Annotated in this window: 20 protein-coding genes and 1 other RNA gene; 12 read left to right on the forward strand and 9 right to left on the reverse strand. The window is 66.3% G+C overall.

What is annotated here, in order from left to right; translation table 11 throughout:
- Positions 1-3: 3 nt before the first annotated feature.
- On the reverse strand, positions 4-618 hold the full coding sequence (locus ACD584_RS14250; protein ID WP_076037325.1) for a CDP-alcohol phosphatidyltransferase family protein: 615 nt from the start codon (positions 616-618) through the stop codon (positions 4-6).
- 75 nt (positions 619-693) lie between these two features.
- On the opposite strand from ACD584_RS14250, the gene purH reads away from it, so the two are divergent.
- From purH to yccS, 4 genes are all read left to right on the forward strand, one after another.
- Positions 694-2277: a bifunctional phosphoribosylaminoimidazolecarboxamide formyltransferase/IMP cyclohydrolase gene (gene purH, locus ACD584_RS14255; RefSeq protein ID WP_042597277.1), complete on the forward strand. Its 1584-nt coding sequence runs from the start codon at positions 694-696 to the stop codon at positions 2275-2277.
- An 8-nt stretch (positions 2278-2285) separates the two neighbouring features.
- Positions 2286-2984 (forward strand): hypothetical protein, encoded by a 699-nt coding sequence (locus ACD584_RS14260; RefSeq protein ID WP_138922023.1) that lies wholly within the window; start codon positions 2286-2288, stop codon positions 2982-2984.
- 4 nt (positions 2985-2988) lie between these two features.
- Positions 2989-4284 carry a phosphoribosylamine--glycine ligase gene (gene purD / locus ACD584_RS14265; RefSeq protein WP_076037326.1) on the forward strand — a complete coding sequence of 432 codons (1296 nt, stop codon included), beginning with the start codon at positions 2989-2991 and terminating at the stop codon, positions 4282-4284.
- A gap of 117 nt (positions 4285-4401) precedes the next feature.
- The gene (gene yccS, locus ACD584_RS14270) at positions 4402-6615 is read left to right on the forward strand and encodes a YccS family putative transporter (RefSeq protein WP_175611712.1); all 2214 of its coding nucleotides are present in this window, start codon (positions 4402-4404) and stop codon (positions 6613-6615) included.
- Positions 6616-6801: 186 nt separating this feature from the next.
- Here the strand turns inward: yccS and ACD584_RS14275 are convergent.
- Positions 6802-6868, reverse strand: a non-coding RNA gene (locus ACD584_RS14275) — sX9 sRNA.
- A gap of 61 nt (positions 6869-6929) precedes the next feature.
- On the reverse strand, positions 6930-8120 hold the full coding sequence (locus ACD584_RS14280) for an MFS transporter (protein WP_076037328.1): 1191 nt from the start codon (positions 8118-8120) through the stop codon (positions 6930-6932).
- A gap of 101 nt (positions 8121-8221) precedes the next feature.
- Between ACD584_RS14280 and ACD584_RS14285 the strand changes: the two genes are divergently transcribed.
- The 5 genes from ACD584_RS14285 (at position 8222) to ACD584_RS14305 (ending at position 13040) form a co-directional block, all read left to right on the forward strand.
- The gene (locus tag ACD584_RS14285; RefSeq protein WP_076037329.1) at positions 8222-9124 is read left to right on the forward strand and encodes a LysR family transcriptional regulator; all 903 of its coding nucleotides are present in this window, start codon (positions 8222-8224) and stop codon (positions 9122-9124) included.
- A gap of 67 nt (positions 9125-9191) precedes the next feature.
- Positions 9192-11114 carry an MFS transporter gene (locus ACD584_RS14290; RefSeq protein WP_076037330.1) on the forward strand — a complete coding sequence of 641 codons (1923 nt, stop codon included), beginning with the start codon at positions 9192-9194 and terminating at the stop codon, positions 11112-11114.
- 334 nt (positions 11115-11448) lie between these two features.
- Complete coding sequence (locus ACD584_RS14295) at positions 11449-11793, forward strand: CD225/dispanin family protein (RefSeq protein WP_014509198.1); 345 nt, start codon at positions 11449-11451, stop codon at positions 11791-11793.
- Positions 11793-12203, forward strand: a complete 411-nt coding sequence (locus tag ACD584_RS14300; protein WP_014509199.1) for a DUF2752 domain-containing protein — start codon at positions 11793-11795, stop codon at positions 12201-12203. The genes ACD584_RS14295 and ACD584_RS14300 overlap by 1 nt, the downstream gene beginning before the upstream one ends.
- 378 nt (positions 12204-12581) lie before the next feature.
- Positions 12582-13040 carry a DUF4240 domain-containing protein gene (locus ACD584_RS14305; protein ID WP_161555966.1) on the forward strand — a complete coding sequence of 153 codons (459 nt, stop codon included), beginning with the start codon at positions 12582-12584 and terminating at the stop codon, positions 13038-13040.
- Between the two features lie 217 nt (positions 13041-13257).
- On the opposite strand, the gene ACD584_RS14310 is transcribed toward ACD584_RS14305, so the two are convergent.
- From ACD584_RS14310 to ACD584_RS14330, 5 genes are all read right to left on the reverse strand, one after another.
- Positions 13258-14151, reverse strand: a complete 894-nt coding sequence (locus ACD584_RS14310) for a membrane protein (protein ID WP_012437204.1) — start codon at positions 14149-14151, stop codon at positions 13258-13260.
- A 136-nt stretch (positions 14152-14287) separates the two neighbouring features.
- A complete protein-coding gene (gene nudC / locus ACD584_RS14315) occupies positions 14288-15187 on the reverse strand; it encodes an NAD(+) diphosphatase (protein ID WP_076037332.1) in 900 nt (299 codons plus the stop codon).
- 76 nt (positions 15188-15263) lie between these two features.
- A complete protein-coding gene (erpA, locus tag ACD584_RS14320; protein WP_011035737.1) occupies positions 15264-15650 on the reverse strand; it encodes an iron-sulfur cluster insertion protein ErpA in 387 nt (128 codons plus the stop codon).
- 79 nt (positions 15651-15729) lie between these two features.
- The gene (locus ACD584_RS14325; RefSeq protein ID WP_011035736.1) at positions 15730-16182 is read right to left on the reverse strand and encodes a polymer-forming cytoskeletal protein; all 453 of its coding nucleotides are present in this window, start codon (positions 16180-16182) and stop codon (positions 15730-15732) included.
- A 3-nt stretch (positions 16183-16185) separates the two neighbouring features.
- Positions 16186-16923: a DUF6776 family protein gene (locus ACD584_RS14330; RefSeq protein ID WP_011035735.1), complete on the reverse strand. Its 738-nt coding sequence runs from the start codon at positions 16921-16923 to the stop codon at positions 16186-16188.
- A 127-nt stretch (positions 16924-17050) separates the two neighbouring features.
- Here ACD584_RS14330 and ACD584_RS14335 point away from each other — a divergent pair, with 127 nt between their 5' ends.
- The 3 genes from ACD584_RS14335 to ACD584_RS14345 are packed head-to-tail and all read left to right on the forward strand — an operon-like array spanning position 17051 to position 21978.
- Positions 17051-17677: a DUF4126 domain-containing protein gene (locus tag ACD584_RS14335; RefSeq protein WP_011035734.1), complete on the forward strand. Its 627-nt coding sequence runs from the start codon at positions 17051-17053 to the stop codon at positions 17675-17677.
- Between the two features lie 38 nt (positions 17678-17715).
- The gene (locus tag ACD584_RS14340; protein ID WP_070689519.1) at positions 17716-19674 is read left to right on the forward strand and encodes an EAL domain-containing protein; all 1959 of its coding nucleotides are present in this window, start codon (positions 17716-17718) and stop codon (positions 19672-19674) included.
- Between the two features lie 39 nt (positions 19675-19713).
- A complete protein-coding gene (locus ACD584_RS14345) occupies positions 19714-21978 on the forward strand; it encodes an ATP-binding protein (protein ID WP_175611880.1) in 2265 nt (754 codons plus the stop codon).
- Between the two features lie 308 nt (positions 21979-22286).
- Here ACD584_RS14345 and bfr read toward each other — a convergent pair whose 3' ends face one another.
- On the reverse strand, positions 22287-22757 hold the full coding sequence (bfr, locus tag ACD584_RS14350) for a bacterioferritin (RefSeq protein WP_011035731.1): 471 nt from the start codon (positions 22755-22757) through the stop codon (positions 22287-22289).
- Between the last annotated feature and the right edge of the window lie 56 nt (positions 22758-22813).

Below are 22813 nucleotides of genomic sequence, written 5' to 3' on the forward strand. Positions count from 1 at the left end.
GCGTCAGCGCGCAGCGGCGTCGGCCAGGCCGGCGCGCACGCGCCGCCACACGGTTGCGGCGCAGGCCAGGCACAGCAGCAGCGCGGCCCTGGTGACGCCATGCCCACCGAGCAGGCCAAACGCCAGCGCCAGACCGAGCGCACCGATGACGAAGGCGCGGTCGCTCTTGCCCATCGGCCCGTCGTAGCGGCGGCCCGCGCCGACCATCAGCCCGAGCACGCCGGCGTATTCGGTCAGTGCGGCCAGCAGCGCAAAGCTCCACAGCGCGCTGGCATTGACGCCGGGCACGCCGAGCAGGCTCAAGTACAAGGTTGCATCGGCAACCACGTCGCACAGCTCGTTGAGGTAGGCGCCCAGGCGCGATTGCTGGCCGAACTCGCGCGCCAGCATGCCGTCGATGGCGTTGAGCGCCATGCGCAGCAGCATCCACACCGGCAGCAACAGATACAGCAGCGGCCAGCTGGCGCCGGCGCGGTACACCACCGCGGCCACCAGCACCGAGATGGCCGCCGCGATCAGGGTGACCTGATTGGCGGTGATGCCGCCGCGGTAGAGCGCGCCAACCATGGGCCGCAGCAGGTCCTGGAAGCGTCCTTTCAGAGCATAGATCGAGGCCATACCGGTGGTTGAGTCCATTCGAGCGCTGGCGCAGCCTACAATATCGGCTGCCCCGCAACGACTGCCCTTTCACCCATGGCCTCTGATTTCCTGCCCGTGCGCCGGGCCCTGCTCTCCGTTTCCGACAAGACCGGCCTGATCGACCTGGCCCGCGCGCTGGTAGCGCGCAACGTCGAGCTGCTGTCCACCGGCGGCACCGCCAAGGCGATCCGCGATGCGGGCCTGCCGGTGAAGGACGTAGCCGAGTTGACCGGTTTCCCGGAAATGATGGACGGCCGCGTCAAGACCCTGCACCCGCTGGTGCACGGCGGCCTGCTCGGCCGCGCCGGTGTCGACGAAGCAGTGATGGCCGAACACGGCATCGCGCCGATCGACCTGCTGGTGCTCAACCTGTATCCGTTCGAGTCGGTCACCGCCAAGGCCGACTGCACGCTGGCCGATGCGGTGGAAAACATCGATATCGGCGGCCCGGCGATGCTGCGCAGCGCGGCGAAGAATTTCGCGCGCGTGGCGGTGGCCACCGACCCGGCGCAATACGCCGACCTGCTGGCCGAGCTGGAGGCCAACAACGGCCAGCTCTCGGCGGCCCAGCGCTTTGCGCTGTCGGTGGCCGCGTTCAACCGCGTGGCGCAGTACGACGCGGCGATCAGCAACTATCTCTCGGCCGTGGCCGACAGTGCGGAGAGCGTGCCTACGCGCAGCCCGTTCCCGGCGCAGATCAATTCCAATTTCATCAAGGTGATGGACCTGCGCTACGGCGAGAACCCGCACCAGTCCGGCGCGTTCTACCGCGACCTGTATCCGGTGCCGGGCACGCTGGCCACCTTCCAGCAGCTGCAGGGCAAGGAACTGAGCTACAACAACCTGGCCGATGCCGATGCGGCGTGGGAATGCGTGCGCCAGTTCGAGCGCTGCGCCTGCGTGATCGTCAAGCACGCCAACCCGTGCGGCGTGGCGGTGGGCGTGGCCTGCGGCGATGCCTATGAGCTGGCCTATGCCACCGACCCCACCAGCGCGTTCGGCGGCATCCTGGCGTTCAACCGCACGCTGGATGCAGCCACCGCCAAGGCCATCCTGGACCGCCAGTTCGTCGAAGTGCTGATCGCCCCGGACTACGAGCCCGGCGCGCTCGACTACGCAACCAAGAAGGCCAACGTGCGCGTGCTCAAGATCCCGCACGGCGCGGGTCTCAACAACTACGACACCAAGCGGATTGGCTCTGGCCTGCTGATGCAGTCGGCCGACAACCGTGGCATGTCCCTGGGCGAGCTGAGCGTGGTGACCAAGCGCGCACCCAGCGATGCCGAACTGGCCGATCTGCTGTTTGCCTGGCGCGTGGCCAAGTACGTCAAATCCAACGCGATCGTGTATGCCAAGGACAGCCGCACCATTGGTGTGGGCGCCGGGCAGATGAGCCGCGTGGTCAGCGCCAAGATCGCCGCGCTCAAGGCCGAAGAAGCCAAGCTCGAGGTGGCCGGCTCGGTGATGGCATCGGATGCATTCTTCCCGTTCCGCGACGGCATCGATGCCGCAGCGGCGGCCGGCATCCAGGCGGTGATCCAGCCGGGCGGCTCGATGCGCGATGGCGAAGTGATCGCCGCCGCCGACGAACACGGTCTGGCGATGGTGTTCACCGGCGTGCGCCACTTCCGGCATTGAGATTTTTGATGAATAACTCTGCTACGAATCACTTATTAAAGATTGTCATCGCCGCGAGAGACTTGCGATTACATGCAAGCTTCATCGATGGATGGAAAAGAATATTTGGAGAAGCTGAATCACTTGAAATCCATCGAAAAATCGGACTCTTCTACAAACTGATCGATACGGCAGCGCAAGAAGTCCTCGCGGCTGACCCAGAGCAAGCCGACGCAGTCAATCATTGGAGAAGTCAGCTCTATACCGGACTCAGCGCTGCCGCAGCGCGTAACTGGACAGATTTTCACGCTCATATCGACTCTCACACCATCAATTACTTGAAAATGCAATCGAGAGTTGTCCATCTAACAAATGGCGATAAAGCAATTGATTACGAAGAATTGATGCGCGCCAAGTCTCTATTGCTCGAAGCAATCGAGGAAATTAAGAATTCAGATTTATCGGGAAATGCAAAAGTTGCTGTCATTAGGCGAATCCGGACACTTCTGGCTGCTATCGATGATTACTCATTGACTGGGAACGAAGATGTACTTGACCAGTTTAAATCAGGAATTTACGATTTTGCCGCCAACCCGGAAATTCGCGAAAAAGGCCTGGGTGAAAAATTTGCACAGGCAGCTGAAGTGCTAGCAAATATCGTCACCTCAGTAACTGGTTTTCAGCAACTTGCAGCACCTACCTTAAAGCTCCTTGGCTTAGGAAAGTAATTTAATGAAAATCCTCGTCATCGGCTCCGGCGGCCGTGAACATGCCCTGGCCTGGAAGATCGCGCAGTCCGCGCGCGTGAGCGAGGTGCTGGTCGCACCGGGCAATGCCGGCACCGCCACCGAAGCCAAGTGCCGCAATGTGGCGATCAAGGTCGATGACCTGGATGGCCTGCTGGCGCTGGCACAGCGCGAGGCCGTTGCGCTCACCGTGGTCGGTCCGGAAGTGCCGCTGGTGCTGGGCGTGGTCGACCGCTTCCACGCCGCTGGCCTGCGCATCTTCGGGCCCACCGCCAAGGCTGCGCAGCTGGAAGGCAGCAAGGCGTTCGCCAAGGACTTCCTGGCCCGCCACGGCATTCCCACCGCCTATTACGCCGTGCATACCGAGGTGGATGCCGCGCTGGCCTACGTGCGCGAGAAGGGCGCGCCGATCGTGGTCAAGGCCGACGGCCTGGCCGCCGGCAAGGGCGTGATCGTGGCGATGACGCTGAGCGAGGCCGAAGACGCGGTGCGCGACATGCTCTCGGGCAATGCGTTCGGCGATGCCGGCGCACGCGTGGTGATCGAGGAATTTCTGGACGGCGAAGAAGCTAGCTTCATCTCGATGGTCGACGGCACACACGCCTTGCCGATGGCCACCAGCCAGGACCACAAGCGCGTGGGCGATGGCGACACCGGCCCCAACACCGGCGGCATGGGCGCGTATTCGCCGGCGCCGGTGGTGACGCCCGAAGTGCACGCGCGGGTGATGCGCGAGGTCGTCGAGCCGACCGTGCAGGGCATGATCGCCGACGGTGTGCCATTCACCGGCTTCCTCTACGCCGGGCTGATGATCGATACGCACGGCGCGCCCAAGGTGATCGAATTCAACGTGCGCTTCGGCGACCCGGAAACCCAGCCGGTGATGCTGCGCCTGCAATCGGATCTGGTCGATCTGGTGGAAGCGGCCATCGACGGCACCCTCGACACCGCGCAGGCGCAGTGGGACCCGCGCCCGTCGCTGGGCGTTGTCATCGCCGCAAAGCCCTATCCGGACACCCCGGTCACCGGCGAGGTTATCACCGGCCTGGACCAGGTGCCGGCCAACGCCAAGGTCTTCCACGCCGGCACCGCGTTGAATGCCGACGGGCAGGTGATCAGCGCCGGTGGCCGCGTGCTGTGCGTGGCCGCCCTGGGCGACAGCGTGCAGGACGCACAGCGCACCGCGTATGCCGGCCTGCAGCCGATCCACTGGCCCAACGCCTTCCAGCGCAGCGATATCGGCTGGCGTGCAATCGCCCGCGAGCGCGACGCGCAGGGCTGATACATGGCGTGCAGCGGCGGCGGTCACGCCGCCTACTGACAAAGGACTAGCCGGCCTGCACACCGGCGGCGCGTGCCTGCGGCAATAATGCCCGGGCACGCTTGCCCTTCAGAGACCGTGGCCACCACTTCGTTCGAATCCCGCCTCAGCCGCCTGTGGGCCCATGAAAAGGCCAGCTATGGCCTGCGTGTGTTCATCGCGCTGGCGGTGGCCATGGGCCTGTGCTGGCACTGGCAGCAGCTCACCGCGGTGCCGGCGCTGTTCCTGGGCGCGATCGCCAGCGCCATCGCCGAGACCGACGACAACTGGCTGGGCCGCAGCAAATCGGTGCTGCTCTCGCTGTTGTGCTTCGCTGCGGCTGCGGCCGCGGTGGTGGTGCTGTTCCCGTATCCGCTGGCGTTCGTCACCGGCATGGCCGTGGCCACCTTCTCGCTTACCCTGCTGGGCGCGCTGGGCGAGCGCTATGCCTCGATCGCGCAGGCCACGGTGGCCTTGTCGATCTACGCCATGATCGGCATGGACCAGCACGGCAGCCACGATCCGCGCATCGCCTGGCATGGCGCAGCGCTGCTGCTGGCCGGGGCCACCTGGTACGGCGTGCTGTCGATCCTGTGGACCATCCTGTTCGCCAATCGCCCGGTGCGCGAGCGGCTGTCGCGGCTGTTCTTCGAACTGGGCCGCTACCTCACGCTCAAGGCCGACCTGTTCGAACCGGTGCGGCAAAGCGACCTGCATGCACGCCGGCTGGCGCTGGCCGAACAGAACGCCAAGGTGGTGGGCGCGCTCAACGCGGCCAAGACCGCCATCATGAGCCGCTTCGGCCGCTCCGGCCGGCCGGGCGTGCAGTCCGGGCTGTATTTCCGGCTGTACTACATGGCGCAGGAATTCCACGAACGCGCCAGCTCCTCGCACTACCCGTACGAAGCCCTGACCGACGCGTTCTTCCACAGCGATGTGCTGTACCGCTGCCAGCGCCTGCTCGCGCTGCAGGGCAAGGCCTGCGCCGCGCTGGGCGAGGCGATCCGGTTGCGCCAGCCGTTCGATTACGGCGATCACAGCCGGCTGGCCACCGACGATCTGCGCCAGTCGCTGGACTACCTGCACGCCCGCGCCGATCCCGCGCTCACCCGCCTGCTCGGCGCGCTGGAATTGCTGGTCACCAACCTGCAGACCATCGAGCGGCGGCTGTCGGAAGCGGCGCAATTCGATTCCACCAGCGACAACCTCGACACCCGCCTGCGCGATTCCTCGCCGCACACCATGCGCGAGATGGCCGCACGGCTCGGCCAGCAACTCACGCCCGGCTCGGTGCTGTTCCGCCACGGCCTGCGCATGGCCATCGCGTTGGTGCTGGGCTACGCGGTCATGCAATCGATCCATGCCGACAACGGGTACTGGATCCTACTCACCACCGCGTTCGTGTGCCGGCCCAACTACGGCGCCACGCGGCTACGGCTGGTGCAACGCATTGCCGGCACCTTGATCGGCCTGATCGCCACCTGGGCGTTGATGCAGTTGTTCCCCGGCACCGAAGTGCAGTTGCTGCTCGCACTGGCTGCTGCGCTGATCTTCTTCATCACCCGCACCGACCGCTACATGCTGGCCACCGCCGGCATCACGGTGATGGCGCTGTTCTGCTTCAACCTGCTCGGCGATGGCTTCGTGCTGATCTGGCCGCGCCTGATCGACACCGTGATCGGCTGCGCCATTGCCGCTGCCGCCTCGTTCCTGATCCTGCCGGACTGGCAAGGCCGCCGCCTCAACCAGGTGATGGCCACCGTGCTGGCCAGCTGCGCGCGCTATCTGGCGCAGGTGCTGGAGCAGTACGCCAGCGGCATGCGCGATGATCTGCCGTACCGCATCGCCCGGCGCGACATGCACAACGCCGATGCTGCGCTGTCGGTGGCACTGTCGAACATGTTGCGCGAACCCGGCCGCTACCGCCGCAACCTGGAGGCGGGCTTCCGCTTCCTTGCGTTGTCCAACACGCTGTTGGGGTATCTGTCGGCGCTAGGCGCGCACCGGGCCGCGCTCGATGGCGAACACGACGCCGGCATTGCCCAGGCCGGCGATTATCTGCAGCGCACACTCGGCGAGATCGCCAACGCCCTCAGCCTGCGTCAGGTGCTACCCGTGCACGATGAAACCGAAGAACTGGCCATGGCCGATGCACTCGAGCAGCACGCCGTGCAACTACCACCCAAGCAACGCCTGGTGCGCGACCAACTGGCGCTGACCTTGCGCCTGCTGCCCAAGCTCCGCGCCGCAGCGGTGGCGGTCACTGCTGCCCCAGTCGAGACCACCGCGCCCAAGGCGCTGCAGGGTGCTTAACCTGTAGGCAGTGCGCGATCGGCACACCGCCGTCTCTGCCATGTCGTCAGCACCTGCAGGTGGCCCCACACGAGAGGCCTGCGTCCAACGATCAACCGCATTTCAGCGGTGCCCCTCGCGCGCACCGCCACCATTGCAGACCACACGCATCTGCAACACTCACCCACCCGCTGCTGCACTTAGAGCGGCTAACAACACGTCGCGGGCAGCCATCAGGTGGGTGCGGACGGAACCGGAGTGTATGGGGGTACATGCCGATTCCGAGCACCGGCCGCGCCCGCCTGGCGGCTGCGCAGTCGTTTTGATCGCTGCGCTTACTTCCAGCTACCACGCGCCACACTGAGTGCCACCCAGCCCAGCGCCGCCAGCGCCAGCACCGCGCCGCCGATCACCACCCCGTTCCAGCCGGCCTGCGCATACGCCGCAGTGCCCAAGGTGGAGCCCACCGCGCCGCCGATGAAATAGCAGGTGATATACGCCGAGGTGATGCGGTTGCGTGCATGCGGATTGCGCTGATAGATCACGCTCTGGTTGGCGATATGCACGCCTTGCACCGCAATATCCAGCAACAGCACGCCAATGATCAGCAGCACGATCGAGTGCGGTGCGAAGGCCAGCAGCCCCCACGACAGCAGCAGCATCACCAGCCCGCCCCAGCTGACGCGATCGCCGTGCCCATGGTCGGACCAGTGCCCGGAGCGGTTGGCCGCCAACGCGCCAGCAGCACCGATCAGTCCAAACAAGCCGATCACCGCAGTGCCATAGCCATAGCCCGGCCCGGACAGCAGGAACGCCAGCGTGGTCCAGAACATGCTGAAGCCGGCAAACAGCAGCCCACCCAGCACCGAGCGCGAACGCAGCACCGCATCGTCGCGCAGCAGCGTCAGCACCGAGCCCACCAACTGCGGATACGACAGTTGCGCATTGCCTGGATGGCGCGGCAGCCCGCGCCACAACAGGCCGGCGGTGAGCAGCAGCAGAGCCGCGGCAATCCAGTACACGGTGTGCCAGCCACCAACGCCGGCCAGCAGCCCGGCGGCGGTGCGGGCCAGCAGGATGCCCAGCAACAGCCCGCTCATCACCGTGCCGATCACCCGCCCGCGCTCCTGCGGGGCGGCCAGGGTGGCCGCGAACGGCACCAGGATCTGCGCCGCCACCGAGCTGGCGCCGGTGACGATCGTGCCGGCCAGCAACATGCCGAAACTCTGCGAGGCCGCGCTCACCAGCAGGCCCAACGCACTGAGCACAAACAAGCCCACGATCAACCCGCGCCGCTCCAGCCGGTCGCCCAGCGGCACCAGCAGCAACAGGCCGGCCGCGTAGGCCAGCTGCGCGGCGGTCACCACCGCCCCGGCGGTGCGCACCTGGATCTGGAACGCCTGCGCCAGGGTTTCCAGCAGCGGTTGCGCGTAGTAATTGCTGGCCACGGCCAGGCCGGTGGCCGCGGCCATCAGCAGTACCAGCCGGCGCGGCAGCGGTGGGTGGGAAATCGGTTCCGACGTCATGGCAGCAATCTGGTGTGGAGTGGATGGGGCGCAGTGTGGTCGGCACAGGCCCATCTTTCCAATGTATTGTTTTCACCGTTCCCATCTTGTTTCGAGATCGCATGTTGACCCTGCGCCAGCTGGAGTTCGCCGTGGCGGTGGCCGACGAAGGCGGCTTCACTGCGGCCGCGCGCCGCTGCAACACCGTGCAATCCGCGCTCAGCCACCAGGTCGCCAAGATCGAGGAGCTGCTGGGCGCGCGTCTGTTCGAACGCAGCACCCGCCAGGTGCGCCCCACCGCCGCCGGCGAGGTGTTTCTGCACAACGCGCGGCAGACGCTGCGCGCGGCCGAGCGCCTGCATGAAGAAATGGCCCAGGCGCTGGGCACCGTGCGCGGCCGGCTCACGCTGGGGCAGATCTCCTCGCTCACCACGGTGCAGGTGCCGGCGCTGCTGCACCGCTTCCGCAGCGCACATGCGCACGTGGATGTGCACCTGCGCACGGCCATGAGCGACGCCCTGCTGCACGACCTGCGCGAAGGCCGGCTGGACCTGGCCCTGGTCGGCGTCGGCCCGCAGGTGGTGGTGCCGGAGCAGCGCCTGCTGCTGCACGAAGAGGCACTGGCGCTGATCGTGGCCCCCGGCCATCGCTTCTCCAGCCGCAAGCGCGTGGCATTGGCCGAGCTGGACGACGAGCCGATGGCCGGGCTGATTCCCGGCGCCGGCGTGCGCGGCATCATCGACGCGGCCTTCGACCAGGCCGGCCTGCACCAGCGCCTGCAATACGAAGTCACCCATGCCGATCTGGTACGCGAGCTGGTCGCCGCCGGGCTGGGCGTGGGCATCGTGCCGCAGACCATGGCCGGCGCCATGCGTGGCGTGGTGGCGCTGGCGCTGAAGGAACACTTCCGCTTCCTCACCTATGCGGTCTGGCGGCCGGACCCCACCCCGGCCACGCGCGCCTTCATCACCCTGCTGCGCGCGCAGGTGGAGCAGCAGCGCCCGGCGCGACGCCCGGTGCGCTGAGCCGCAGCGGGCGCTCCCAGCCCGGCGCTGAAGCCTGCTAGGCTGCGCGCGTCGCGAAGGAGTCCGCATGTCCGGTCACAGTCAGTTCGCCCTGCTCAGGCAGCGCCGCTTTTTGCCGTTTTTCACCGTGCAGGCGCTGGGCGCCTTCAACGACAACGTCTACCGGCAAGCCATCATCGGGCTGCTGTTCTACCTGGGCATCGACGCGGCGCAACGCACGCTCTACACGAATCTGGCGCCGGCGCTGTTCATCCTGCCCTACTTCCTGTTCTCCGCCCTGGCCGGGCAGATCGCCGAGAAACTGGAAAAGCAGAAACTCATCGTGATCACCACCACCATGGAGATCGCGATCATGTCGCTGGCCGCGGTGGGCTTCATCACCGAGAACATGGTGATCCTGCTGATCGCGCTGTTCTGCACCGGCCTGCAATCCACGCTGTTCGGGCCGGTGAAGTATTCGATCCTGCCCTCGGTGCTGAAACCCGAGGAACTCACCGGCGGCAATGGCCTGGTCGAGATGGGCACCTCGATCTCGATCCTGTGCGGCATGATCTTCGGCGGCTTGATCTTCCAGATCGCCGGCAGCCACGGCCCGGTGGCCGCTGCCACCGCAGTCATTGCCATTGCCGTCACCGGCAACCTGGTCGCGCGGCTGGTGCCCAAGGTCGATGCCGGCGCGCCGGAGTTGACCATCAACTGGAACCCCATCCCCGAATCGCGCGCGATCATGCGCCTGACCCGGCGCACGCCGGCGGTGCGCAACGCGGTGCTCGGAGTGTCGTGGTTCTGGTTCATCGGCACCGTACTGACCGCGCAGCTGCCCACCTATGCGCAGCTCAATCTCGGCGGCCAGCAGGACCTGTACGTGTTCGCGTTGGCGCTGTTTTCGATCGGCACCGGCGTCGGCTCGCTGCTGTGCGAGCGGCTGTCCGGGCGCACCGTGGAAATCGGCCTGGTGCCGCTGGGCGCGTTCGGCATCAGCGCGTTCCTGCTGGATCTGTATTTCGCGCGTCCGGGTGCGGCGCTGGCGAACGATCTGTCGATCGGCCAGTTCGTGCAGCAGGCCGGCAGCGTGCGGCTGATCGTGGACCTGGTCGGCATCGGCCTGTTCACTGGCCTGTTCGTGGTGCCGCTATTCGCGCTGATCCAGAGCCGCACGCCCAAGGCCGAGCTGTCGCGCGTGATCGCCGGGCTCAACATCCAGAATTCATTGTTCATTGTCGCCGCGGCCATCATCGGCATCGCCCTGCAGCTGCCGCAACTGGTGCTGTTCGGGGTGCGCATTCCACTGCCCGGGCTGAGCATTCCGCAGGTGTTCCTGGCGCTGGCAATCGCCAATACGCTGGTGGCGCTGTGGATCTTCACCCTGGTGCCCGAATTCCTGATGCGCTTCCTCAGCTGGGTGCTGGTGAGCGTGTTGTACCGGCTACGTGCGCACGAGATCGATCGCCACGTGCCCGACGAGGGCGCCGCACTGCTGGTGTGCAACCACGTCAGCTACATGGACGCGCTGATCCTCTCGGCGGTGATTCCGCGCCCGGTGCGCTTTGTCATGTACTACAAGATCTTCCGCATCCCGGTGATGCGCTGGATCTTCCGCACCGCCAAGGCCATCCCGATCGCCGGCGCGCGCGAAGACCCGGCACTCATGCAACAGGCTTTCGACCGCATCGATGCGGCGCTGGCCGACGGCGAGCTGGTCTGCATCTTTCCCGAAGGCGCGTTGACCAAGGACGGCGAGATCGCGCCGTTCAAATCGGGTGTGGAAAAGATTCTCGAGCGGCGCCAGGTGCCGGTGATCCCGATGGCGCTGCGCGGCATGTGGTCGAGCATGTGGAGCCGGCGCGACACCCGCCTGGGCCGCATGCGCGTGCCGCGGCGGATGCGGGCGCAGATCGAAGTGGTGGCCGGCCCGGCGATTGCCGGCGATCAGGCCAGCGCCGCGTTGCTCGAACAGCAGGTACGTGCGCTACGCCAGGAGCACGCCTGACGGCCAGGGCGCGTGCGTGCCCGGCACTGGCGGGCGCTGGCTTTGCGTCCGCCGCGCCCGGCGAGTAGCCTGTGCGCCATCGCACGTTTCGCGCCGCTGCCCACGGCGCGCAGACAGCAGGTCGCAGCAAGGGGAAAGTGCCGTGTGTCCACATGTCATACCGCAGGCGCAGGTCCTGGTCGGCGGTCGCTGCCTGTGCCAGTCACGGAAGGCGCGCATGGTGCCCACGCTCGCGTTCGCTTGACTGCGGCCAGGGACGTCGCTTCGGTGCCGTCCCGTTGATCACCGTGTCTTGTTTCACCGCTGGATTCATCACCACCCAAGGAGCTTCACCATGAGTGCCGTCCCACCGCCGATCCACACCCCGTCCACCGCCGCGCCCGGCCCGGTTCCCAATCACCTGATCTGGGCCATCGTGTCCACCGTGATCGGCTTCTGCCTGTGCTGCCCGGCGCTGATCTCCGGCATCGTGGCGATCGTGTTCGCCAGCAAGGTCAACAACCTGCTCAACCAGGGCGACATCGACGGCGCGCGTCGTGCCTCCAACACCGCCAAGACCTGGTGCATCGTGACCTCCGTGCTGGCCGGTATCGGCCTGCTGATCAACATCGGCATGGTCGCCACCGGTGGCATGCAGGGCTACATGGACTACATGCAGCAGTTGCAGCACATGCAGTAATGGAGCTGCGTCCACGCCACTGGCTTGGACTGGGGGCGGCCACCAGCGTGGCCGCCGTCGGCGTGTCGCTGCTGTATCGCTTCGACCCGAACGCGAGCAACAGCCCGTTCCCGCCCTGCATGTTCCGCGCCGTCACCGGCTGCTACTGCCCCGGTTGCGGCATGACCCGCGCGTTGTATGCGCTGGTGCATTTCGATCTGCCCGGCGCCTTCGCCATGAACCCCGCCGCAGTGCTTGGGCTGTTCACCCTGCCCGGCCTGATCGCCTGGAAAGCCGGCTGGCGCGCCCGCTGGTTCGCCCCGGTCGTGGCAGTGATGTCGGAACCGAAGTTCTGGTTGTGGGCGCTGCCCACGTATTGGGTTGCGCGGAATCTGCCGTGGTACCCGTTTACGCTGCTGGCACCGGGTTAGGCTAAATAAAGACGTTACAAGGCAATGCTTAATCGTCAAGAGCTTCTTAAGCGATATCCCATGCAAAGCATCCGCCAAGAAAATTTTGCCTACCCTATCGTTGAAAATGACCGTATGCCACTAGGGACAGTGGGGAGAAAGTAATGACTTCAAGTACCAAAAAGTGACACGCCATCGACAATAAAAGTACCGGCAAAACCTCGGGTCATAACGACTGGCCTTGGTGAATGCATTGCAGCATGCCAGTTCTTTAGAATTAATTTCTGATCAGAAACAGTAAAGATCTTGCATTCCCCGCTGACAAATTCAGTCAAAGCGGCGCTACGCCGCAACGCGGTTCGCTGGCTCACCATCCATCAGATGTAAATGGAGCAAGTTATGGAAAACACCCAATTCTGGCAACTAATGAAACTTGTTGATCGTGTTGCGCTGGAAGATGGAGAAGAGGATCGCGCTGTACTCTCTCTCACATCCGCTCTAACTGCGATGGAAGTTACAAGCATCGAAGCGTTCCATGAGCATCTTTCGCAGCATCTTTTCGCGATCGACGGAGAGAAGTACGCAGCAAACGCCGGCAACTCAGGAGAGTCTGATGATGGCTTTCTCTATGCCAGATGCTATGTGATTGCTCGTGGTGAGGAATACTATTTCCGCGTAAAGCAGACTCCGGTTGAAATGCAACGCTCGGCTGACCAATGGTGCGAATCGCTGCTTTACGTAGCGCCAAACGCATGGGCAGCAAGGAGCGGCAGCGACCCGTCAGACTGGACGTTTGAGGCAACCGTGAGTTATGAGTCGGGCAGCAACCCTGACCTTTGGCCTCATGGCGGCGCATAACACCCCAGCAAAGCTGACACGTCTCGCGTGTCGGTTTACTTCAGGCGTCGCACCATCGCGAACTGGCCCACCGGCGCGAGTCAACGTGTAAAGCCACGTGTGTCGGAATAGGTACGCCGGACATGGATTCAAAAACCTACGCTTCAATGGTCGAAAAATGATGCCAGGACGAGAAGCAGTACGGCGCTTCTAACGACGTTAGCGTAGCGCGGCAAGATCACCGCACCCAACCGGCAATCACCAACAGCGCCAGCATCACCATCCACAACAGCAACACGCGCCACACCAGGCTCATTGCATCGCGCACTTCGGGCAGGCGGCGCCACACTGGCACCAAGCCCGAGTCCGTGTAGTCGTGCGCTTCTTCGCGCAGCTCGGCACTGACGCTGGCACGCGCCACCGCACCGAGAAAATGCGGCTCCAGCGACCAGCGATTGCCATGCGCTTCGCGCCAGGCGCGGAACACCGTGTCGAAGTTACCCACCAGCGCCATCGACACCGTCATCAACTGCGCCACCGGCCATTCCAGCGCGGCCAGCAACCAGCGCGCGCCGGCCAGGTTGCGGGGCGGCAGCAACACCGACACCGGGCTTTCCACTGCCAGCGCAGTGAGCCGATACAGCACCGCGCCGAACGGCCCCAGCAGCAGGAACCACCACAACACCGCAAACCAGCGGCGCAGGCCGTTTACCACCACCGCTTCCACCAGCGACGGCGCATCTTCGTGCACGCTGCCGCCGGCCGCCTGCAGGTGCGAAATGGCCTCGCGCCGCAGCGCCGGCTCATCGGCGTCGATCACCGCTTCCACATCGCGGTCCAGATCGCGCGGGCCCCAGGTCCAGGCCAAGACCGCCACACCGAACAGCAAGGCCAGAAATCCGTGCCACACATCGTCCAGCAGCCATTGCAGCAGGAGCACCACCGCCAGGGCCGGCAGCAAGGCCAGCAGCACGCCATAGCGGCCCTGCCACGCACCGCGCCCGGCAGCGTAGCTGTCCAGCCGGCGCAGCCACTGCGCAAACCACTCGAAACGGCGCAGCCGCACCACCTGGGCAGGCAGCACATGCCCCAACGCGAGCGCAACGATGACGGCAACCAGGGTGGTGAACATGGGCGGGCCTCCTCAGCCGAGTCTAGCCGAGCGGGCGCAACCGGCGTGCGTGTGCCGCGCGCCGGTGCTGCACACGTAGCGCCGCGGTGCACCGCAATCGCGGGCGTTCAACAACTCGCAGGCGCGGTGGGTGCGCTCAGCCATGCGTGCGGTACCAGTGCTCGATCAACGCACGCGCAATGGAAATAGCCGGCGGCAGGCCAATGCCGGTGTCGCCCGATTCGCCGGCCAATGCAGCGCCGATCTCCGCATGCGAAACCCAGCGCGCGTCTTCCAGCTCGCCAGTGACCTGCGGCACTTCGGTGGCTGCGGCCGTTGCCGCAAAGCCGAGCATCAAGGCACCGGGAAACGGCCACGGTTGCGCGCCCAGATACTGGCAGCCCTGGACCTGCACACGGGTTTCTTCGAACACTTCGCGCGCCACGGTCTGCTCCAGCGATTCGCCCGGCTCCACGAAGCCGGCAATCACCGAATAGCGCCGCGGCGCCCAGCTGGCTTGCCGCCCGAGCAACAGGCGTTGCCCGTCACTGACCGCAACGATGATCGCCGGGTCCACACGGGGGTAGTGTTCGGTCTGGCATTGCGTGCAATGCGCAATGAAGCCGGCACGGCGGAACGCGATCGCCCCACCGCACACGCCGCAAAAGCGGGTGCGCGATTGCCAGTGCAGCATCGCCCGCCCATAGGAAAACGCAGTGGACAGCTCGGCCGGCCAATCGGCGGCGGCCTGGCGCAAGTCCACGCGGTGCGGCAGCTCCGTGGTCACCTGCTCGGCCGCCAGGGCGAACCAGCCCACCCCATCGCGCAGGCCCAGGAAGATCGCCGCGCCCGGCGTATCGGCCAGGCCGGCGCCGTCGCTGAGCAACGGCTGGCCCTGGGCATCGGCGGCGGCGGTGCCCTTGGCATCGATCAACAACACGCGCCCCGTGGGCCATAGACGCGCAATCGCGTCGGGATCGTCACGCAACATGTCGCCGCGATCGAGCGGCGCATGCGTGAAGGCAAAAGCAGACAACGAAAAAAGAGGCTCTGACATCGGCGCAAGCCTGCCGACAATCGGCAACGCCCGCAACCATCGCACCGGCCCAGCCCCGGCTAGCGCCGGGATGCGTTCAGACGCTGAAGCTGCTGCCGCAGCCGCAGGTGGTCTTGGCGTTGGGATTGCGGATCACGAACTGCGCACCGGTCAGGCTTTCGGTGTAGTCCACCTCGGCGCCCATCAGGTACTGCAGGCTCAACGGATCCACCAGCAAGGTGACGCCGTCGGTGGCCACGGCCAGGTCGTCCTCGGCGCGGTTCTCATCGAACTCGAAGCCGTACTGGAAGCCGGAACACCCGCCGCCCTGGATATACACACGCAACGCCAACTCGGCGTTGCCCTCCTCCTGGATCAGCTCGCGCACCTTGGCGGCGGCGGCATTGGAGAAGTTCAGCGGCCGGTCGATGGACTGGTAGTCCGGCGCCGGGGCGGCAGTGGGAAGCGAAACGAGCGTACTCATGGCGTCAGCATGGGGGCCAACGGCGCCCACTTCAAGCCGGGGCGCCCTGCTCCGGCGCCCGGGGCTGCTGCCGCTGCGCTCAGGCGTCGGCCGCTTCGGCCTGCAGGGCCTTGACCGGCTCGGCGGCGCGACTGGGTTCCGGGGCCGGCAAGGCAGCAGTGGCACCGGCGGCAGCGGCATGGATCAGCCGCCCGGTCAGCTGCGCACCGGCGCTCATTTCCACCACCTGGTAGTGCACATTGCCCTGCACGCGCGCATTGGCGGCCAGTTCGACCCGCTCGGCGGCATGCACATCGCCGGTCAGCTGGCCGTTGATGATCACCACCGGTGCGCGCACTTCGCCTTCGATGCAGCCCTGCTCGGCCACGGTCAGGATGGCGCTGGCGCCGTCCTCGGCAATCACCTTGCCCAGGATGCGGCCTTCCACATACAGGCCACCGCTGAAGGTCAGGTCGCCGCGGATGACCACCTGCGGTCCGATCAAGGTATCGACCACGGTCTGCGCGCCACGGTTGGACTTGTTTCCGAACATGAGCTACTCCCCCGCGCCGTTGCCGGCGACTTTCCAATCGAATGTCTGATTGACCGGCGCCCCATCGCCGCTCAGGGAGATTTTGACACGTTGCGGGGTGAAATCCTTCGGCAGGATCACGCTGCCGTCCAACTGCTGGAAATAGCGGAACGAATACGGCTGGCCGGCCGCATCGGGCTTCTGGTGCAGCTCGTTCCAGCTCACCGTAACCAATTTGCCGGCGCGCACGCCTTCCACCGCAAAGCGCAGCTGTCCCTGGCTGATCGCGCCGCGGTTGAGGTTCTGGGTGAGCACCACGCTGTAGTTCCAGGTGCCACCGGCTTCGGCGGTGAACTGCACCGAGTGCGCATTGAGCCCCTTGCGCTGCGCGGTGGAGCCCACCAGCCGCTCGTAGAAGGCTACGTCGGCGCGCAGCGCGGCAATCTGCTCGTCGCGCTCGGCCAGCGAGGCCTGCACCTCGGTGTTGGCAGCGCGACTGATCTTGTCGGACATCGCCAGATTCACCTGCCGCTGCTGCAGTTGCTCGATCTGGCGGCGCTGCGCGGCCTGCGCGCGCTGGGCCTGCTGCAGGCCGGCCTCGGCCTCGACCAGGCGCGGCGCGGCGGTGCGGCTGGCCATCCACCAAACCCCACCCAGCGAGGCCAGCCACACGATCACCAGCACCGCCCACAGCCAGGGCCGGCCGGAGCGGGGCCCGCCTGCATCGCGTGGGACGATTTGAACGCGGGCGGTAGGTCTCATGGGCGTGGGCTCCGGACGGGCCGGTCTGTGATCGGCGGCGTAGTGTGCCAGAGCATCGCCGGCCCTCACGCTGGCGCCCAGCCGGCCGTTATCCGATAGTTCCGCATCCTTTGCGTGGAGCAACGCCATGAGCGAGGCCCATCTGTTTGTCATCGGCATCCTGCTGGCCTGGCTGGCGGGCATCCGCGTCTATCTCACCGTGTTCGGGGTCGGGCTGGCCGGTCTGCTCGGCTGGATCGAACTGCCACCGGCCCTGGTGCCGGCGCAATCGTGGTGGGTGCTCGGCACTTCCGGCGCCCTGGCGGTGGCGGAGTTCTTCGCCGACAAGATCCCCGGCGTGGATTCGGGCTGGGATCTGCTGCAGACCCTGGCGCGGGTGCCGGCCGGCGCCTTCCTGGCCGCAGCCACGCTATCGCCAGACGGCGATCTGGCCACCGGCGCATTGGCGGCCGGCGCAGGCGTGGCACTGACCAGCCACACCCTCAAGGCCGGCACGCGGGCCTTGCTCAACACCTCGCCCGAGCCGGCCAGCAACTGGATCGCCTCGCTGGCCGAAGACACCCTCACCGCCGCCGCGCTCGCCCTGGCAGTGGCGCACCCGTGGCTGGCGTTGAGCGTGGCGGTGGGCAGCAGCCTGCTGGCCGCGCTGGTGGTGGTCTGGGTGTGGCGCCTGTTATGGCGTGGCGTGCACCGATTGGTGGCGCCACTGCGCGCCGCCTCGACGTCGGCTGTACGCCGCTCCCCGCTATCGTGAAGTTCATCGCATAATCATCGCGACTGCAGGGAGTATCGATGGCCGCCCGAGATCCGGTTCCTTCCACCCGTGACGACACCGCGACACGTAACCGCGCGCTGCGCGCTGAAACCCCGCCGGCCGACTATTGGCGCCGCTGGGCCGACGACGCCGCATCCGCCGACAACGCCGAGCCAGTGAGCGCCACGATCATTCCCGCACCCGCGCTTGCCGCAGTGGCCAACGTCACGCCACCGGCCCAGCAAGCCGCTGCCAGCCTGCCGCGCAGCGCAGCATCCAGCGCACCTGCGCCGGCCGCTGCCGCGCAGCCAGCTGGCGGTAATGGCGCTGACAATGTCAATGTCGCTGCCGACGCGCCCTATCGCGTGCTGATCGTCGAGGACGACCGCTCGCAGGCCTTGTTCGCCCAGAGCGTGCTGCACGGCGCCGGCATGCATGCGCAGGTCGAAATGACCGCCGCCAGCGTGCCGCAGGCGATCCAGGACTATCACCCGGACCTGATCCTGATGGATCTGCACATGCCCGAGCTCGATGGCATCCGGTTGACCACGCTGATCCGCCAGCAACCCGGCCAGCAGCTGTTGCCGATCGTCTTCCTCACCGGCGACCCGGATCCGGAGCGCCAGTTCGAAGTGCTCGACAGCGGCGCGGACGATTTCCTGACCAAGCCGATCCGTCCCCGCCACCTGATCGCCGCGGTGTCCAACCGCATCCGGCGCGCGCGCCAGCAGGCGCTGCAGCAGGCCGGCGAACAGGTCAGCGTGCGCAGCAATCCGGAAACCGGGTTACCGACGCGCGGCCACGTCATGGAACTGCTCGCCGATGCACTGGCACGCAAGCAGAGCGGCGGCCTGTTTTTCATCGAAATCGCCAGCGCGCTCGGTTTGCGCGAGCGTTATGGCTACGCCGCCTACGAGCGCCTGATGACCCAGGCCGGCCATCGCCTGGCCAGCGTCGCGCAGCCGTATCCGCTGGCGCGCCTCAACGACAACAGCTTCCTGCTGCTGGGCGTGGAGATGGACGAAGCCGGCCTGGAAGCCTACGCGCTGGAGATCCGCCAACGCCTGTCTGCGCATGCCTTCCCGGTGCGCGAGGAAGAATCCGTGCATGTGCGCTGCGCTATCGGCGCCGCACCGCTCGGCCTGGGCTTCGACGACACCGGCAGCGCGCTGGAAGCGGTCGAGCGCACCGCACTGCAGGCCCGCCTGCGCAGCGACGGCGTGCAGACCTATCTGGCGCCCAGCCAGGCCGAGCAACAGGAACAACTGCGCCTGGTCGAAGGCCAGCTCGAACTGGCCTACCAGCCGATCGTGGCCGTGGCCGGTGGCGATACCGCGCAATACCAGGTGCTGCTGCGGCTGCGCCAGGCCGATGGCACCTTGCTGTCGGCTGGTCAGGTCATCCCGGCCGCCGAAGCGGCGGGGCGCATCGCCGATCTCGACCAGCAGGTCATGGATCACGCGCTCGGCCTGCTGCATCTGTACCAGCACGCCAGCCCGCCGCTGCGGCTGTTCGTCTCGCAATCGCCGCGCACGCTGGCGCGCGACGCCTTCGCCGACTGGTTGCTCAAGGCCATCACCGAGCGTGGCGTGGCCGGGCAGTCGCTGATCGTGGACCTGCGCCTGGACGATGCGCTGATCCACGCCGTCACCGTGCAGCAGTTCTGTGCCCGCCTGATGCCGGCCGGCGTGCAGTTCTGCCTGAGCCAGTTCGAACCCGGCGATGAAGCCAACGCACTGCTCAGCCAGTTGCCGCTGAGCTTCGTGCGCATGGCCAACCGCTTCGCCGATGCACACGGCAACGCGGCCGTGCGCGACGAATTGCGCGGGGTGATCGACATCGCGCACCAGCGCGGCCTGCTGATCATCGGCCAGCGCATCGAAGATCCGCAGGCTGCCGCCGCCATGTGGATGAGCGGCGTGGACTTCATCCAGGGCAACCTGGTGCAGACGGTCGGCAAGGAACTGGACTTCGACTTCACGAACGCGGTGCTCTGAGTGGCAGCGCGGGCAGGAGGCCTTCGCGGCTGGAGCACGCTGGTCGCCTTGGCCGCACTGGTTGCAGCATTCGCTGCGGCGTTGCAGTGGCTTGGCGTCGCAGGGCCATGGGGAATCGTCACCACCGCTGCCAGCGTGCTCGCGGTGGTTTGCGGCATCTGTAGCGCGGTAGCTGCTTATCGCGCCAGCCGCGCGCTGAGCGCTCTTACCCGCCAGCTCGACGACATCAACACCGCGCAAGCGCGCATGCAGCAGGAGTTGCAGCGCCACGGCGAACTGGAACAGGAACTGCTGCGCGCCAAGCAGGCCGCCGAAGCCGCCTCGCTGGCCAAGGGCGAATTCCTGGCCACCATGAGCCATGAGATCCGCACCCCGCTCAACGGCATCATCCCGATGCTGGAGCTGATCTCGCGTGGCCAGCTCAGCCTGGACCAGCGCGACATGCTGCAGACCGCCACCGGCAGCTCGCTGCAGCTGCTGCGCATCGTCGACGACATCCTCGATTACTCCAAGCTCGAAGCCAACAAGCTCGAACTGGAAATCACCACCTTCAACCTGCGCGAGCTGCTCGACGGCGTCGCCCAGCTGATGCAGCGCACTGCCGAAGGCAAGCAACTGCGCCTGGGCCTGGATATCGAACCGTCGGTGCGCCTGCTGGTGCGCGGCGACCCGATCCGGCTGCGTCAGGTGCTGGGCAACCTGATCGGCAACGCCATCAAGTTCACCGAACGCGGCAGCGTGGACATCCAGCTGCGGCGCCTGGGCGAAACCCGCGCCCAGCACCTGCTGCGCTTCCAGGTGCGCGACACCGGCATCGGCATCGCAGCGGACCAGCAGGCGCGCCTGTTCCGCTCCTTCGCCCAGGCCGACGCCTCCACCACCCGCCTGTATGGCGGCACCGGGCTGGGCCTGGCCATCTGCAAACGCATCATCGACCTGATGGGCGGCCGCATCGGCGTGGAATCGGAGCCCGGTCGCGGCGCCACGTTCTGGTTCGAAATCCCGCTGCTCAAGGTCATCGGCGACCTGCAACAGACCACCGGCGCCGACGCCGCCCGCGTGATGGTGATCAGTTCCGACGCACGCCTGTCGCAGCGGCTCAAGCGCCTGCTCGACAGCTGGGGCATCTCGCACGTGCTGATGGAAACCACCCAGGAGGCGCTGGAGCGCGTGCGCCGCCACACCGACGACGAAGGCTTCCGCTGCGTCATCGCCGACCACGAGACGCTGCGCTACAGCGCGCGCGCCGTGCATCGCGCCCTGGCACGGCCGGAAGACCTCAGCGGCTCACGGCTGATCTGGCTCTACGGCGACGAGCCGGTACCCGACGAACTGCAGGCCAATGCCACCCTGGTGCCGCGCCAGAGCCCGGACGAAACCCTGCGCGCGCTGGTGCTGCCGCCCGAACCCAAGCCGCCCGTGGCGCCCACGCTGGCGTCCGCGATGATCCCCGAGCCGCTGCCGCCGCCAGTGGCGCATGCGCGCGACGTGCGCATCCTGTTGGTCGAAGACAACCCGGTCAACCTGCTGGTCGCGCAAAAACTGCTGGGCGTGCTCGGCTTCGAGGCCGACACCGCCACCGATGGCGAAGCCGCGCTAAGCAGCATGGAATCCACCCGCTACGACATGGTCTTCATGGATTGCCAGATGCCGGTGCTGGATGGCTATGCCGCCACCCGCCGCTGGCGCGCCATGGAAACCGAAAGCGGTGGCCGCCCGATCCCGATCGTGGCGATGACCGCCAACGCCATGGCCGGCGACCGCGAACGCTGCCTGGCCGCAGGCATGGACGACTATCTCTCCAAGCCGGTCGCCCGCGAACAGCTCGATGCCTGCCTGCAGCGCTGGCTGCCGCGCCAGGCCGTGTTGCCGGGCCCAAGCACCGGAGCCCCCAGCGCGGATGCCGAGAGCGCTGCCAGCGCCGCACAGGCGCGCGCGCTGCCGATCCTGGAAAGCGGCGTCATCGACGAGTTGTACGAAGTGGCAGGCGCGGACACCATCCGCATCCTGCAGCTGTTCCTGGAAGACGCCCCCGGCATCATCGAACGGCTAGAAGCGGCCGCCAGCAATCGCGACAGCATGCAGCTGCGCGATCTGGCCCACACCCTGAAGTCCTCCAGCGCCAACGTCGGCGCCCAGGCGCTGGCCAACGCCGCCCGCCGCATCGAATTGGCCGCACGCACCGGCACCATCGAACGCCCCTCGGTCATGGTCGCCTTGGTCATCGCCGAATACGCCCGCGCCCGCCTGGCGCTGCTAGGCCAAGTCACCCGTTTGCAAGCCGCCAGCCGCGCTGCGGGCTGATTGGCGGGTTAGCCGTGTGGCTGAGTGACGCAGGTCTCTCGCAAGATCGCAGCGTCGTCGTTCTTCAATCGAGCGTCTTAGTTCTCAACGAGCGTCAACCGCGTCTTCGCCTTTGCCAGCCCTAGGCACGCGCGACCGAACGCGCAATCAGCCACAGGTTGATAACGATGCGCCCGCGCAGCGGCCATCATCGCGCCCACGGTGCCAACGTTGAGAATCCGCAACAGCAGGCGGGCACCGGCAGACGCCACGCGCGCACAAACGCCTAACCGCAGCAGCCGCAGGAGCTGCGGCCGCCCTCAGCGCGTTCAGTCGTCCAGCTTGGTCAGCAGATAATTCGGTTCGCCGATACGCGCCACCAGATCCAGCTGGGTCTCCAGCCAATCGATGTGCTCTTCTTCGGACTCCAGGATGTCCACAAACAGCTGGCGGCTCACGTAGTCCTTGACGGTCTCCGCATAGGCCACCGCTTCGCGCAGCACCACGACCGCCTCGCGCTCAAGCGCCAGATCGCAGCGGAACATCTCGGTCGGGTTCTCGCCGATGCGCAGCTTGCCCAGCGCCTGGAAATTGGGAAGTCCCTCGAGGAACAAGATGCGGTCCGACAGCTTGTCGGCATGCTTCATCTCGTCGATGGATTCCTTGTACTCATGCTCGGCCAGTTCTTTCAGGCCCCAGTTCTTCAGCATCTTGGCGTGCAGAAAATACTGGTTGATCGCAGTGAGTTCGTTGTAGAGCACCTTGTTGAGGTACTCGATGACTTTGGTATCGCCCTTCATGCGATGTCTCCGAGACAGTGAGCCGGCCGCACTCTAACGCGTTGCCGCGGCGCATG

Origin of the sequence: Xanthomonas sp. NCPPB 2922 (genome assembly GCF_041520885.1) — a bacterium.
Taxonomy (GTDB): domain Bacteria; phylum Pseudomonadota; class Gammaproteobacteria; order Xanthomonadales; family Xanthomonadaceae; genus Xanthomonas; species Xanthomonas campestris.